This is a genomic window from Sphingobacterium chuzhouense (assembly GCF_014692525.1).
GTDB lineage: Bacteria > Bacteroidota > Bacteroidia > Sphingobacteriales > Sphingobacteriaceae > Sphingobacterium > Sphingobacterium chuzhouense.
On the sequence record NZ_JACNYL010000001.1, the window covers coordinates 1,149,325 to 1,163,567 of the forward strand.

The following is a 14,243-nucleotide window of genomic DNA, read 5'->3' on the forward strand; positions in this document are numbered from 1 at the left end:
TTGTTAATGACAAGTTTGGTTTTTGTCCATCAATCTCATGCGGCAAACTTTCAAAGTATTCGATTAGAGCAAAAAACGAACAAACTGGAGTCCACGATTAAGACCATCAGCGACCAGACAGGTTATGATTTTATTTATCTGTCAGATCATGCTAGAGCGATTGACGTCAAACCGAAGCAAGGTTATTACCCTAATATCGAAATGGCTCTTTCAGATATTCTGAAAGGAACCGCTTTGCAGTATAAAATAGAATCAAAAACGGTCATTCTTGAGCGGGTGTCGGTCTTGGGGCAACAGCAGCAAGAGACACGAGGTGTTGTTGTAGGAAGCGATGGCAAACCTTTGGCTTCGGCAGTAGTACGTGCAATAGGCAGTAGGCAGGAAGTCAACACAGATACCAATGGTGCATTTATTCTGCGGGTGGAAAACTATCAGACAGAGCTCACCATATCCTATTTGGGCTACGAGACATTACGGATCACAGCAAAAGCTAATTTAGGTGTTATCAAACTGACTCCTTCCGTAAGCGTTATGGACGAAATCGTCGTCGTGGGAATGGATAAGCAAAAAAGGAATACGATCACCTCGGCTATCTCAACAGTGAAACAAGACGCCATCGAATCCCGTCCTATTACCGACTTGACAAGTGCATTACAAGGAAATGTGGCAGGATTGAACTTTGCCACCGATGCCTCTTCCAGTAATCCCGTAGGGGGCGAGATCGGTGCCGAAATTCAATTTAATATACGGGGAATCGGTTCGATCAATGGAGGCGAGCCATATGTTCTGGTGGACGGGGTCGAACAGAGTATGCAGAATGTAAACCCTGCCGATGTGGAAAGCGTAACTGTCCTAAAAGATGCTTCGGCATCGGCAGTGTACGGAGCAAGAGCAGCTTATGGTGTGGTATTGGTGACGACAAAAAGCGGAAGAGCCGAAAAACCCAGACTCAACTATCAGGGTACAATGGGGTTTAATAGCCCCATTAATATGCCGCAAATGATGAACTCAATAGAGTTTGCCCATTATATCAATCAGCGAAACGACAATATGGGGGTAAGACCTATTTTTTCAGAACAAACGATCCAAAAAATGGAAGAATTTCTACAAAATCCTTACGGTGAGGGATTACCTGGTTTAGGACTCAATCCTGATGGATCGGACTGGGCAGGGGCTTATGATAACCAATATGCCAATACGGATTGGTTTGATTACTATTTCAAAGATATATCCCGGTTGAATATACACAACCTCAATATCACAGGAGGTTCAGAGACAACCAACTATTACGTAGGAACAGGTTTTGTAAATCAAACAGGTCTTTTGGATAAAGTAGACGATACAATGAAGAAGTTGAATCTCAACACGAAGCTGGAAGTCCGTGCCAAAAACTGGCTTAAATTCAATTTTAATAATAATCTGACGTACAATAAGATCAACCGTCCGATGCCCAACCAAACGATTTTTTACGGTACCATAGCAAACGCCTTCCCGAATCGACCTACACATCTTCCCGTAAATTCGGCTTATGATCTTCCTAATTGGAACGAAATGATGTATCTGACCAATGCCGCCTATCAGCAGGCCAGGATATCGGATGCACTAGCATTATCGGCGACCGTTACGCCGTTGAAAAACTGGGATATCATGGCAGATATGCGCATGCGCTTTGATGTAGAGAGCAATGATTTTACGTTAAAGAGACCACAATATCAGCTGCCAACCGGCGCGTTCATGATGATTGAAGGAAATAGACAGGGATATCAATACCCTGGCATGATGTGGCAGAATACACAGTTTGGATCGTATACGCGGGGTAGCGCTTTTAATTATTACCTCTCTCCAAATATTTCAACAAGTTATAGCTATGAAACCGGTAATCATTACTTCAAGGCGATGACAGGTTTCCAAGCAGAAGTGCAACAGTTCTCTAGTGAGTATATGTACAAAGATGCTATGATGAGCGAGGATGTTTATTCGTTTGACAATGCAAATGGGAAATTGTATGCAGGTGAAGCCCGTAGCCACTGGGCGACGATGGGAACTTTTGCCCGTTTGAATTGGCATTACGCCAACACCTACTTTTTGGAGATCAGCGGTCGCTATGATGGTTCGTCGCGTTTTGCCAGAGCACACAGGTGGGGATTATTTCCTTCCTTTTCTGCCGGATATGACATGGCCAGGACCGATTATTTTTCTCGTTTGAATTTGCCAATCTCTCAATTAAAAGTCAGGGTGTCCTATGGACGTTTGGGCAATCAGAATGGAGCAGGACTTTACGACCATATTAGTACCATGACATTAGTACCCGATCATGCAAACGGTTGGTTGTTGCCAGGAGTAAATGCAACCCCTGGATTAGGCACGGTAGCCATCACACCCAATATGCTTAGTCCTTTTATCACTTGGGAGAAAGTAGATAATGCTAATTTAGGTTTAGACCTCCTTTCTTTTGATAATCGATTGTCATTGACAGCCGATATGTATCAACGGACAACCAGGGACATGATCGGCCCTGCCGAAGCCATACCCTCTATGTCGGGACTGGCACCGAGCGCGCGGTCTAAAGTAAATAATGCAACACTGCGCAACCGTGGATGGGAACTTGCCGTCAACTGGACCGACCAATTGAAATCCGGATGGAACTATAGTGTGGGTTTTAACCTCTTTGATTATAAGGCCATCGTTACCCAATATAATAACCCAGAAGGCATGCTGTATAACAATCATACAGGGTTACCACGTAATAAAGGCTATTATAAAGGAATGGATATTGGTGAAATATGGGGATATAAAGCCGATAATCTGTTTACATCCAACCGTGCTATAGATCAATACCTGAACGAAGTTGACTTATCTTTCTTTAAGGCCGACAATGCTTGGCAACTTGGTGATTTACACTATTTGGATACCGACGGTGATGGCAAGGTAGACCCGGGCAAAGGTACATTGGATGATCACGGCGACCTGATGATCATCGGTAATACAACACCAAGATATTCTTTTGGATTTAATTTTAAATTGGGCTATAAAGGGATAGAATTATCTACATTTTTTCAGGGAGTTGCCAAAAGAGACTTCCCAATGGCTGGAAGTACATATCTATTTGGCGGTAGAAATTACTTTAAGGAGCATCTCGATTATTTTAGCTACGATAATCCAAACGGCTATTTACCTCGGTTAACGGACCCCAATCAAATGGACTATCAAGTCAATACAGGTTACAATACAACGCGATATTTGCTGAATGCGGCCTATGTGCGGTTGAAAAACGTAATGCTATCCTATACTGTTAAAACGAAAGCCATAGAGCGACTAGGTATACGCAATCTGAGGGCATACGTGACGTCGGACAATTTGTTTACAATAAGTTCGCTTAAGGGGCAGTTTGATCCAGAAACGATTAATCAAGTCAACACATGGGCTGGGGGTAGCAATGCCAGTGCGCCGGGATTGACATCGATCCTGCTGCAAAATGGAAATGGAAAAGTATACCCCATGAATAAAAATATTGTTTTAGGTGTAAATCTAACTTTTTAAAAAACTGATTATGAAACAGATATTTATCGTGCTTTTATTGAGCATATGTTGTTTAAGTTGTTCTGATTTTTTAGATAGAGAACCATTGACAACCCCGAATAGTGATAATTTTTTAGTGGGACATTCACAGATAGAAAACTATATCAACGGATTGTATATGGCTTTGCCTTCCCTTCCAAAATTTGGTATGGGCGTACGTGGCGAAGAGAAAAATTCGGACAATATTCTTGCTGAAAACTATGATAGACGTTTAAATGGGGAGCTTAGAGTGTTTGATGGTGGTACAGACTGGAATACGGGTTATCAAAATCTGCGTGGAGTCAATTATTTTTTCACGTACTATAAGGTGGATCCGACCTTGGAATCGGCAGATATCTTGTCCTTAAAAGGTGAAGCTCATTTCTTACGTGCTTTTTGGCATTTTTACCTTTTGTCCCGTTTCGGCAAGATTCCCGTTATGGATCAATTGTGGGATCAACGGGCTACATTGGACGGCTTACAGATACCTGCAAAAGATCGTACCGAGGTCGTGAAATTCATATTGGAAGATTTGACGAAAGCAAAGGAATTGTTGCATAGCCGTTCTAAATTTAAAGGTCTACGTTTGTCCAAGGAAGCAGCCATGATCTTTGCCATGCGTGTAGCCTTATACGAAGGCACCTGGCAAAAATATCACAAAAATACCGTATTTGACGCCGAGGACAATCAATCGGTTTATTTTTTGGAAGAAGTAATGAAATGGGGAGATGAGCTGTTTCTACTAAATACACTGACGTTGCATGAGAAAGGAAATGGTACAGCTCAATCGGAAGAAGAGGCTTTTGGCCAGCTTTTTAACCAAAAAGATCTATCCTCGATATCCGAAGTGGTCTTTTGGAAACAATATTCCAATGCGAGTGGTATTTTTCACGCATTAACAGGGTTATTGGGAACTGGTGTCGTGGATCAAGCAGGGCCTGCCGGCTTGTCTTTGGAATTGGTCAATAATTACTTAAATAGCGACGGAACATTCATCCATCCACACGATGCTATTCATAAAGACTTCAATCAGATGTTTGTTGGTCGGGACGCTCGTCTTACCGCCACGGTAATGCACAGTGATACAAAATTCAGGTCTTCGGCCAGTGGAGCAAAACCTTTGCTGGTGCAGGCCTATTCCGATGCGGACAAGGACATTATCAACCCTCCTTATTTGAAAGGTGACGGTCAAAATAAAAATGTTACAGGTTTCCATATCCGACTCGGTGTGGATGAGACCTTTGTCAGTGGCAATGGAGAGACTGCTTTTGGTGTTATCCGATATGCAGAAGCATTATTATGTTATGCAGAAGCGGCAGAAGAGCTAGGCAAATGCGATGATAATGTCCTGAATAAGACCATAAAAGTTCTCCGAGAACGAGCGGGCGTAACGTATATCAAACCAAGTCTTATCGATCCCTCTTTTTCAGACTTTGGCTACCCATTGACAGCCAACCTACAGGAAATACGTCGGGAAAGAAGATCAGAGTTAGCTCTCCAAGGCTACCGATTGGACGACCTGATGCGGTGGAAAGGTCATAAACTTTTTCAGGGAAAATCTGGACGTGGAGCTTACTTTGGCCACGATGGCGTATTATACCAATCTTTTCCAGACATAGATGCACCTGTGTTGGCAACTATTTTGATCGATAATGAAAATTGGATGCACCCACTTCAACAATTCCTACCCGGAGGATATCAATTTAAGGAAAACAGGGATTACTTAATGCCTATACCTCCGGATGAGTTGGTGCTAAATAAACAATTGGATCAAAATCCGAACTGGAACTAACAAATTATGGACTACTACAACAAAATGATGATGAACAGAGTCATATACACCATACTGTCAATATTGATAGTGACCATCTTATATTCTTGTACGAAGAATTTACTGGATCCGCTCGTCAAGCCGGTTCCCTTGAAAGTTTCTCTCAGCAGCCAAAGTTTAGTAATGGGGGATGAATTAACCATTGAGATTTTTGTGGACGAGGAGGATAATGCAGAGGCCGTAAGTCCCGAAGAGTTTGATGTCTATCTTTCCGCTAAAGCGGGAACGAGAGACGTTGCAGGCGAGGTTTTCGAAAATATGCCGGAAAAAGTGACCTTTCCGAAAGGAGAAAAAAGGATAGCAGTCAAAGTTCCTATCTTAAAGGAAGGTATCACGTCTACTTATACATTGGATCTGACGACATTTGTACGTGGCTATAAAATCAGTGGGGCCACCCAATCGATTATTGTTTCCGATTTTCATTATACGATCGTCGGTTTGAAAAATAATCCCGATAAAGAAGTGCAGGAAGGTAGTGATTTTGTTTTGACAGCTAGTGTTGGGGTTCCTAGTTTGGAAGATATTGTGGTAAATATTGCCGCAAAAGTAGGCGAAGAAGATGAATATGAAAATCTGCCCGTTACACTTACGATTCCAAAAGGAGCAACTTCGATAGAGAGCGAAAACATTTTGCTCAAAGAGGATATGATCTATACTGGCAATAAAAATTTGACTTTGTTGATTTCCTCTAATGCAACCGTACATCCGATCTACGAAAGTGAGCTGATTATATTGAAAAGAGATATCGACGCGCCATTGGGGGCATTGCTTCAAGACGAGCGTTGGGTGTATGACAACCCGAGCATACCGTTCATGTCCAGTCGAAATAAAGCAGCGGTCGAGACGTGGTACGATAAGGATCCGATAGAAATGCATATAGGTGATCCACACCCCAAGATTTCGGGATGGAATTTTTATAATGCACTAGAATTTCATGCAATTCCTGCGGCATATGCCAATGTCACACCTAATACTTTCGGAAACTATGTTCCAAAAGGTTTTGCGGCACAAAACACAACGCTGGTGCAGACGGTTATGGCCGTGAACAATGATAAATATTCGACCATAACGAGTGAAGGATACCTGAAAATGTGGGCTGTCAAAGAGCCAACACAAGCTACCGGAGGTGCTTCTGGCATGAGAAATTATGGTTTTTCAGCTTTATATTCTTCTAAATTTAATGCAAATAATGCCACCTTTATTCCGCAACATACCCGCATCTATCCAGGTATGCGTATAGAAGTCAGGGCACGTGTTCGTGGCGAGAAAAATGGTTTCAACTGTGCCATCTGGCTACAAGGCAATGCACAGAGCAGTTTAGCTTGGCCATTGTATGGGGAAATCGATATTTTAGAGAATCCGGTGGGTTCAAAAACAGGAACCAATATGGCATATCAAACTTTTCATCTAAGCGACCAAGGGATGGCGGACTATAATCCGCATAGTGTAGTCAATATGCCTAATATGAGCGATTGGAATATCTATTGGGTGGAATTTGTGAACGAAAATACCGTCACGATGGGGATCAATGGCCAGGACAATGTCACACTTCGAAAGAGTGATATGAAAGACCCGTCTTTATGGCCATTTGATAAGGTCATTAATCCGGAGGGATTCCATTTTTTGTTGACATTAGGCGCACCAAGCGAATGGGGGCTAGGCAGTCCAACTCCTGCTGGCTGGGATTCGGCATTTGCTGATATTCTCTATAATGATAGCAAAACAAATCCAAGAACGCCAAGGCTAGAGCTGGATTGGATCCGATATTATACCAACGCCGTATACGATATAGGCAATAAGCAGAGTGCTTATACACATAACACAGCCAATGCTACTTTGTATTAATTATTTATTGTTTCCTATATTTGATGGTGGATATAGGAAACATTCTATACTATAGAAAAAAGGAATGAATTATTTATCAAAACTATTAGCCTTAATTTTTCTATGTATTTCAACCCTAACTTATGGGCAGGTGCAGAGAAAAAACATTATTATCATCATTTCAGATGATCATGCCTACCAAACAATCGGAGCATATGGATCTGAGATTGCCAGTACCCCGAATATAGATAGACTTGCCAAGGAGGGGGCACTTTTCAACAGAGCCTATGTTACGAATTCGATCTGTGGACCGAGCCGTGCAACGCTGTTGACAGGAAAATATAGCCACAAAAACGGCTTTAAAGATAATGAAACATCTAACTTTGATCACGGTCAGGATCTGTTTGTCAAACGACTTCAACTAGCCGGCTACAAGACTGCCTGGGTCGGTAAACAACACTTGGGAGATGTACCACAAGGATTTGATTACGCCAGTATCCTAGTCGGCCAGGGGCATTATTTCAATCCCGATTTCATCAATACCGACGGCAGTATGGAACGGGTAGAGGGTTACGTTTCCGATATTGTTACCCGCAAGGCGACAGGCTGGCTGGACACACTGGACAGAACCGCTCCTTTTTGTCTGATAATCGGCCACAAGGCCACACACCGTACTTGGATGCCGGATCCGCGTGACTTTGGCAAATATGATGATGTAGAGATTCCCCTACCGACGACATTCTATGACGCATACCAAGGTCGAGAAGCTGCAAAAGTGCAGGAAATGAGTATCGCCAAAGATATGCAGATGGGGTATGACCTAAAGATGTACAAAAATCCATCAGATCTGCGGAAAGACGGTAATTTCGCGAGAATGACCAATGAACAGTTTGACAAGTACCTAGCCTATTACCGCCCAATCCAAGAGCAACTGGAACAGTCGAACTTATCCGGACGTGCATTAGTAGAATGGAAATATAAAAGATATATGATCGATTATCTGAATACGGCGGAGTCCATGGATCGTAATATTGGTACTATACTGGAATACCTTGATCAACATAATCTTACCGACAATACCTTGATCATCTATCTATCCGATCAGGGTTTCTATATGGGAGAACACGGGTGGTTTGATAAACGCTTTATGTATGAAGAGTCTTTTAGAACACCAATGCTAGTCCGATTGCCAGGAGTAATCCAGCCCAACACGAAACTTAATTCTCTGGTCATGAACGTAGACATAGCTCCTACATTGTTAGAACTGGCCGGAGTGGACAAGCCACAGGACATGCAGGGAAAATCCTTTCTATCCAGTTTAACGGGGAAAAAGGGCAAAAGCAGAAAACACATGTATTATCATTATTATGAAAATGGCGAGCATGCAGTATCCCCTCACTTTGGCGTAAGCGATGGACGCTATAAGCTAATCCGTTTTTACAAAAGGATAGAAGGTTGGGAGTTTTTTGATCTGGAAAAGGATCCTAATGAACTGTCAAATGTCTACGGGCAAAAAGAGTACCATAAAGCCCAAAAGAAAATGGAGAATATACTCAAAAAGGAAATCCGCCGACTTGAGGACGAAGAAGCATACCGGATTTTACAATATAAAAACTAAAAAATCCCTATTTTTAGTTGTTACGAACGTCCTTGCAACGATGCTAAGGACGTTCCTTCCTACGCTTACTCACTGCGCACGGATACCATTGCTTTTTTCACTCCTTTCGCACTGGCTTCAAATATAATTTCACCACGTTCTTTGGTTGTTTCTAACACGGCGACTAGCTTTCCACTGAAGGCCTTCATCTTTGGCGCCTGGAACGATTCCAAACTTGCTGGATTCCCATTAGCTACTGCTTTGAAATTTCCTTTTCCTTTTACGGTAAAAGAAATTTCTCGATCATCCATTGGACACAAAATGCCATGTTGATCTACAACACTTATCGTAATATAAGCAAGATCTTTTCCATCCGCCTTTAAAATTGGCCGATCAACCTCCAACTTTAATCCATAAGGCTTTCCAGCCGTCACCACACTATCCACTGCCGCAATATGGCCTGCAGCATCATAAGCGACCACTTTCACTACGCCCGGTTCATATCTCGTGTCCATCCACATCAATCGATATCTTTTTTGGCGCACGAAACTATCCAACGATTGCTTATCGGCGGAGTCATCCCGTGTCACCGACAAGTCCTTGCTTTGAATCCCTTGGCTTTTCCCATTGATAAAAAGCTCCGCTTTGGGATAATTCGTATACACAAACACAGGTGTCGTGTCCCCTTCCCGACCCGGCCAAGACCAATGGGGTAAAATATGGAGTGTTTTTTCTTTCGTATTCCAATGACTCCGGTATAAATAGTATCTATCTTTTGGAATTCCCGCTAAATCGACAATACCGAATAGCGAGCTATGGCTTGGCCAATCGGTGTAATACGGTGTAGGCTCTCCTAAATAATCGAAACCTGTCCAGACAAATTCCCCAATGGCGTAAGGTAGATCCTCATGTTGAATGAAATTATCCTCAGGTAAATCGGACCAAGAGCAATGTTCTACATCATATGACGATGCTTGGTGATCATCATATTTAGCCATCGACCTTCTGACCACCGGAAATTTGTAGACGCCACGGGAACTGATTGTAGATGCTGTTTCTGAACCAAGAATAATCTGCTGTTGAAGTTTTTTGTATGCTTCACGATATTTAAACGGCCGATAATTAAATCCGGCAACGTCCATCGTAGAAGCAAAGGAGCTATTGATAACCGCATCGGGGTTATCCATACCTTGGGTTACTGGTCTCGTCGGATCCTCCCGATGACAGATATCTTGTAAAAAACGGGCTACTTTAGATCCTTCCGGGCTTGCTTGCTCGGGAACTTCATTTCCTATACACCACATGACAATGCTTGGATTGTTCCGATAATGATGAATGAGGTTCACCAAATCTTTTTCGGCCCATTCGTCAAAATATAAGTTATATCCATTCTTTACTTTGGGCAATTTCCATTCATCAAAGCTTTCGGCCATAACCATCATACCCATTTCGTCACAGGCCTTGACAAATTCTGGTGCTGGCATATTATGAGAGGTCCGGATAGCATTTACGCCCATATCCTTCAGTATCCGAATCTGTCGTCGGATAGCCGATTCATTGACTGCAGCTCCCAAAGGACCCAGATCGTGATGCATACACACACCTTTAAATACTGTCTTCTCGCCATTCAAATAAAATCCTTTATTAGGAATAATTTCTATCGACCGTATCCCGAAGGGAGTTTCATAGGTATCTTTGAGCTCACCATTAACATATAATTTACTAACAGCGGTATACAACGTAGGTGTATCCGGCGACCATAATTTTGGGTTGGAGACAAAGATAGTCTGTTGCTTTCCCCGGCTGTCATACGGGGTAATGGTATCATTGCCATAACCAACGGCCTGCCGCTCTTGATCAAAGACCTCCGTTCGTAAAACCAATGTTTCCTCCATATCTTCAAGCTGTCTATCTATCTGTGTTTTTATGGAAACTTCAGCGAAGTCTGCTTCGATATGTGGCGTCGTAATATAGGTACCCCAATGTGCTATTTTCGTCTTATTACTCAAAATAAGATGAACATTCCTATACAGACCGGCCCCTGGATACCAACGGGAAGATTCCGATAGATTCTCCAACCGTACAGCAATTACGTTCTCACCTGGAACGACGAATGCACTGATATCGAAGTAGAAACTATTATAGCCGTTGGGCCAATTTCCGACTCGCTTTCCGTTTACAAAAACGACTGCATTGCTCATCGCGCCATCAAATTGGAGCATACTGCGTTTGTCCTGCACATCCTTACCCAGTGTTATCTTCCTTCTATACCAACCTGTCCCCACAAAAGGAAGACCACCTGTACGCCCTGCATGTTCTAATGCTTCCTTTTGTCCATCTTGGGTAATAGCAGTATGCTGTTTATCATTATGAATGCTGAATGGGCCATATATTGCCCAATCATGGGGCACAGAAACCGTCTGCCATTTTGCGTCGTCAAACAGCGGAGCTGAAAATGTTTCTTCATCGTCTCTGCTGAACTTCCAATGGTCATCCAAAAGTATTTCCTCACGTTCTTGTGCCGACACCATAAAACAGCTGCAAGTGAGTATTAGACTACATAACTGTCGTAGTTTTCGGGTGCAAAAATTTCGCATGATGTATTGTTTTTAAAATAAATAACTATTTAAAAAAAGAATTTCGTTGCAACAAATGCATAGCCCTACTATTGATATACCTTAACCCAATCTACCAACATTTCCACAGGTAAGTCCGCGTCATCAACCGCCCCTACCCAAGCCCCACCTACGGCCTGATTAAGAATAAGATGGAAGTTCTGGTCAAAAGGCCACTGTTGATACCCCTTTCCGTCAACTTTTGGATAGACAAAAGTTTTTTTACCATTTACGCTAAACATGAGCAAGGTAGGCGTCCATTCTACTGCATACGTATTAAAAGCATCAACATCAATACTTGCCGTCGCGGTATTTGTTGGATTGGTAATACCTAGAGAATAGGTGTATTCACTGTGGAGTGTTTGATGTACAAAACCATCATTATTCAATCTCTCCATGATATCGATCTCCCCTGATTTCGGCCATCCACCATAAATCGATGCTTCGGGCATCATCCATATCGCCGGCCAAGCACCTTTACCACCCTTCATTTTGACACTAACCTCCACCTTTCCATAGCGAAAGGAGAAGTTGTCATAGGTAAAAACACAGCCCGTTTGATATTTAGCCGTATCGCTATCCTGGGTTTTATTTTTTATTGCTTTGAGGTATAAACACCCATCTTTTACATAGGTTACCTCCTCGGAATCCGTACAATATTTTTTCCAGTCGGGATTACCACGACCGGCGAAACTCCATTTTTTTTCATCTATCTTTTCGCCATTAAAGTCGTCATACCATATAAGATTTAACATGGGATTATTTCCGACGGGTGTGGAGGGAGTGACTCCTACGCCACTTTCGGGTTTAATACCGCTACATGCCGCAGCCACTGTTACAACAGCGAATAAGATCAGTTTCATTCTATACATTATCTTATCTATTTATTTTTCTGATCATCAATAGCTCAATTCCCTGATTATCATTGAGCATAACCAATGCATTTACCATCCTGGATTTTGAACTAAAACCTTGCTTTTCTGCATTTCCGTAAAAGGGATAGGATGGAAATATTGTTTGCGTTCAAAATACCGGGTTTGAAACCATGTTCTCTGGTAAAATGTCGTTTCACTACCCGCCATGTTCATTCCATGGAAATCCCCACCCTGCCTGCCTTCGGTATCTTCCGCAATCATCCATCTCCGTACATCAAAATAGCGTTGTCCCTCTGTCGCTAGTTCAATACGGCTTTCTCTCCGTATAGCTTGTCGTTGCAAATCCCGATTACCGACTATAGCCGGATTCAGCACTTGTAATGCCGGCAATCCTGCTCGTTCTCTCACACGGTTAATGTATTCAAGAACATTTGGATTGCCCGGTTCTACTTCATTTAGCGCTTCTGCATATAAAAGATAAAATTCAGCCAGTCGAAAAATAATAGATGGGCGGAATACCATTCTCACACCTGGACTAACCATGTGGACCGTTCTATTGTATCGCTTATAAAGAAGGTAACCATTGGGAGTATGCTGTCCGCTACGATCATTTGGACTACCCATATAAAAATGAGTAACGTTATTGGAAATATGCCAGCGCCTGCCTGCAAAGAATACCGTATTATAAAAACGTGGCTCGCGATCTATCCACATGTTGTAGACCTGAACCCCATTCAGCTCGCTTGTGCCTATTTCGGAATATAATGGTGATCCGTTCAAGAAGCCTGTCGAGCTGATAGGCAAACCATCCTTCATATAGAAATCGTCCACAAGTTCTTGGACAACAGCGGTACTGCCGATTCCATTAGGTTCACTCCGAGGAGTTGACCTCCGTTCAAAACGATCTCCCCATTCAATACCATTGAATCCGTTGACTGAAGTTGCCCAGATAATTTCCTTGCTATATTCTTGGAAGACTCTGTAAACTGATTGATCGGGATCAATATTACCGTTGTTGTCCCGAACTGTAAATAGCTCATAATTTCCTGCATCCGCATACTCGATAAATTCCCGCAATGCTTGTTCCGCTTTATTCCATTTGGAAGGATCGGCTGCCGGAAACAAGGAAGTACCATCGGAATTGGTCAGAGAAAGAGCTTCTTGGAATCCACCGTTAAATAGTGGACTGGCAGCGAAAATCCAAAGCTTTCCACGCAATGCCAAGGCAACCCCCTTGGTAGGCAATGCTTTAAAGTTATCATCGGTAATTGGGCTTTGTGGCAACAAGGGAATGACAGCTGTTAATTCACTATCGATGAAGTTAATAACATCATCTAAAGGACGACGGGGGACATCGAGATCTTCAAGAGGACCATATGCTCTATCCATAATAGGAATGGGTCCGTACTGCTCCATCAATAAATAATGATAATATGCGCGCACAAATAGAGCACTGATCCGCATCCGGTTAAATTCTTCTTCAGTAAGTTGGTCGGCGTTGGTACCGGAAGCAGGAATTACCTTGGCCTTTTCAAGAAAAATATTGGCCTGTCGAATTAACTGGTATAAGATGTTCCACCGATGGAAGCCCATATTGGAGGAATTTCTAACAGAAATCATGTAATTGGCATTATCTCCATACGAGGTGTTGATTTCATCGGTCATCCCTGTCCACGGATTATGTAGCCCAGTTTGTCCACCCCCGTCCCAATCTGCACGAACCATTTCCGAATAATCCGGTATCCCCGTAAAAATATTTGCATACCATCTTCTCGTATAAGAAGGATTGTCAAATATCTCGTCAACAGATTGCAAGCCGCCTGCAAGCTCATCCGATACGTCTAAATAGCTATCCGAGCAAGAACTCAACCCTAATATGAGCGTAGATATTGCGATTAAAAGTTTATTTTTCATTGTTATGTCGTAAATATGTTGGTTATAAA

At 42.6% G+C, this 14,243-nt stretch carries 7 protein-coding genes; 4 read left to right on the forward strand and 3 right to left on the reverse strand.

From position 1 onward, the window contains the following. Positions 1 to 6: 6 nt before the first annotated feature. From H8B21_RS04425 to H8B21_RS04440, 4 genes are all read left to right on the forward strand, one after another. A complete protein-coding gene (locus H8B21_RS04425) occupies positions 7 to 3,540 on the forward strand; it encodes a SusC/RagA family TonB-linked outer membrane protein (protein WP_223814826.1) in 3,534 nt (1,177 codons plus the stop codon). Between the two features lie 10 nt (positions 3,541 to 3,550). After that, positions 3,551 to 5,350 carry a RagB/SusD family nutrient uptake outer membrane protein gene (locus H8B21_RS04430; protein WP_190312554.1) on the forward strand — a complete coding sequence of 600 codons (1,800 nt, stop codon included), beginning with the start codon at positions 3,551 to 3,553 and terminating at the stop codon, positions 5,348 to 5,350. A 24-nt stretch (positions 5,351 to 5,374) separates the two neighbouring features. Continuing rightward, positions 5,375 to 7,234, forward strand: a complete 1,860-nt coding sequence (locus H8B21_RS04435; RefSeq protein ID WP_190312555.1) for a DUF5006 domain-containing protein — start codon at positions 5,375 to 5,377, stop codon at positions 7,232 to 7,234. Between the two features lie 64 nt (positions 7,235 to 7,298). After that, positions 7,299 to 8,831: a sulfatase family protein gene (locus H8B21_RS04440; RefSeq protein ID WP_190312556.1), complete on the forward strand. Its 1,533-nt coding sequence runs from the start codon at positions 7,299 to 7,301 to the stop codon at positions 8,829 to 8,831. A 65-nt stretch (positions 8,832 to 8,896) separates the two neighbouring features. On the opposite strand, the gene H8B21_RS04445 is transcribed toward H8B21_RS04440, so the two are convergent. From H8B21_RS04445 to H8B21_RS04455, 3 genes are all read right to left on the reverse strand, one after another. Further along, complete coding sequence (locus H8B21_RS04445; RefSeq protein WP_190312557.1) at positions 8,897 to 11,407, reverse strand: glycoside hydrolase family 2 TIM barrel-domain containing protein; 2,511 nt, start codon at positions 11,405 to 11,407, stop codon at positions 8,897 to 8,899. 68 nt (positions 11,408 to 11,475) lie between these two features. Further along, positions 11,476 to 12,288 carry a glycoside hydrolase family 16 protein gene (locus H8B21_RS04450; RefSeq protein WP_190312558.1) on the reverse strand — a complete coding sequence of 271 codons (813 nt, stop codon included), beginning with the start codon at positions 12,286 to 12,288 and terminating at the stop codon, positions 11,476 to 11,478. A gap of 81 nt (positions 12,289 to 12,369) precedes the next feature. Continuing rightward, a complete protein-coding gene (locus tag H8B21_RS04455; RefSeq protein WP_190312559.1) occupies positions 12,370 to 14,214 on the reverse strand; it encodes a RagB/SusD family nutrient uptake outer membrane protein in 1,845 nt (614 codons plus the stop codon). Positions 14,215 to 14,243 lie beyond the last annotated feature (29 nt).